The following is a 1,524-nucleotide window of genomic DNA, read 5'->3' on the forward strand; positions in this document are numbered from 1 at the left end:
TGCTTTAAGGAAAAAATAACATGAAGCGTACGACTGAAGAAAAAGGACAGTCTGTCTGTCCCTGAAGAGCGTTCTAATCTGTAATCCCCGGTTCCGAAGTTGTCTTCAACATTAGCTCTTCTCCTTCCCGAATGTTTCCGTCACTTATAGATAATATGATACATCACAATAGAGACTTGTCAAGCAAAGAAACCCGCTGACGGGAGTTACACCTAGTGAAATTGAGAGAATTTCTTTCTCTTTTTGACAGCAAAATTATGATCGCTGGCTTCTTCACCACTCCTTCTTCGCACGCATATATGCAAGATCCAGTTCATAGGGCCATTCCCAGAAATCGGTCTCACCTTTTTCCTTTGCTTTCAAAGCTTTGTGGACTCTCTCTCTGCTGAGGGGATAACTGTGGATCCTCATGCCCGTCGCTTTGAACAGCGCGTTATTAAGTGCCGGAGCCGGAGCTATCATCGAATGCTCTCCAACACCCCGGTTCCCGTAAGGAGAAATCTCTTCAGGTACCTCTTCCCAGAAAGACTCGATTTCTGTAGGAGCATCCATTATCGTGGCGATTTTGTAGTCCGTGAAATCGGGATTGAGCAGTCTGCCACGCTCGTCATACGACAAGCCTTCCATAAGGCATGCAGAAAGACCCTGAACGGTACCGCCTTCTATTTGACCCTTAATGTTTATCGGGGTTATTGCCTTGCCGACATCGTAACCCGCGCAGACTTTGTTTACAAGTATCCTTCCTGTGCCGGGATCGACCTCAATGTCTATCCCGACTGCGCCAAGGGTGAAATGGGCAACTACCTTTGAGGACTGTCCCGTATCGGGGTCGGGATAGATCAGATCCGGCGGTGTAAACGAACCGGTGCCGATAATCGGGCCACCTTTCAAAATTCCGTCAGGCATTTTGAAACCATTCTGAACTCGTTCGTCTATCCTTTCACTCTTGCCAAGTTTGTGACACTTGACGACTCCGTACTCTATGCTTATTGTTTCGACCGGTGTCTGCCAATACTCTGCGAACAAAGCGAGGAGCTTCTCTCTCAATTCGCTAGCAGCTCTTTTCACAGCCATTCCCATTGACCAACAGGATCTGCTAGCAACCGTCTGCCAGTCATAAGGGTGGCTCTGAGTATCTGGATAATATACTTTGATCCAGTCGTAAGGAATCCCGAGTTCTTCAGAGACGATCTGTGCGAAGGCGCTGTAAGTACCCTGCCCCATATCCATCGTCGCAGCCAGCACTTCTACGGTCCCGTCTCCGTTTAGCTTGACAATAGCGGACGAAGAGGCGTCTGCAGGAATCGCAGGCGCTTTTATTGCCAGCGCGATCCCCTTTCCTCTCTTCCATCCCTTCCGTGTCGCTGGTTCTTCTTTGTGCAAATCCATCTTCTCTACCACTTTGTCGACGATCTTCTCAAGAGCGTGATCGTGCATTGGCATCCCCGTGCAAGTTGTCTGGCCCTTCTTAATAAGGTTCTTCTTTCTGAACTCTACCGGATCGATTTTGAGCTTGTGGGCAAC

General features: G+C 48.6%; 1 protein-coding gene. It reads right to left on the reverse strand.

What is annotated here, in order from left to right; translation table 11 throughout:
- Window positions 1–273: 273 nt before the first annotated feature.
- Window positions 274–1,524, reverse strand: a 1,251-nt coding sequence (locus tag BG32_RS15335) for a xanthine dehydrogenase family protein molybdopterin-binding subunit (protein WP_147435116.1), incomplete at its 5' end; no start/stop codon positions are given.

The sequence above is a fragment of the Mesotoga sp. HF07.pep.5.2.highcov genome (assembly GCF_003666285.1).
GTDB classification, from domain to species: Bacteria; Thermotogota; Thermotogae; order Petrotogales; family Kosmotogaceae; genus Mesotoga; species Mesotoga prima.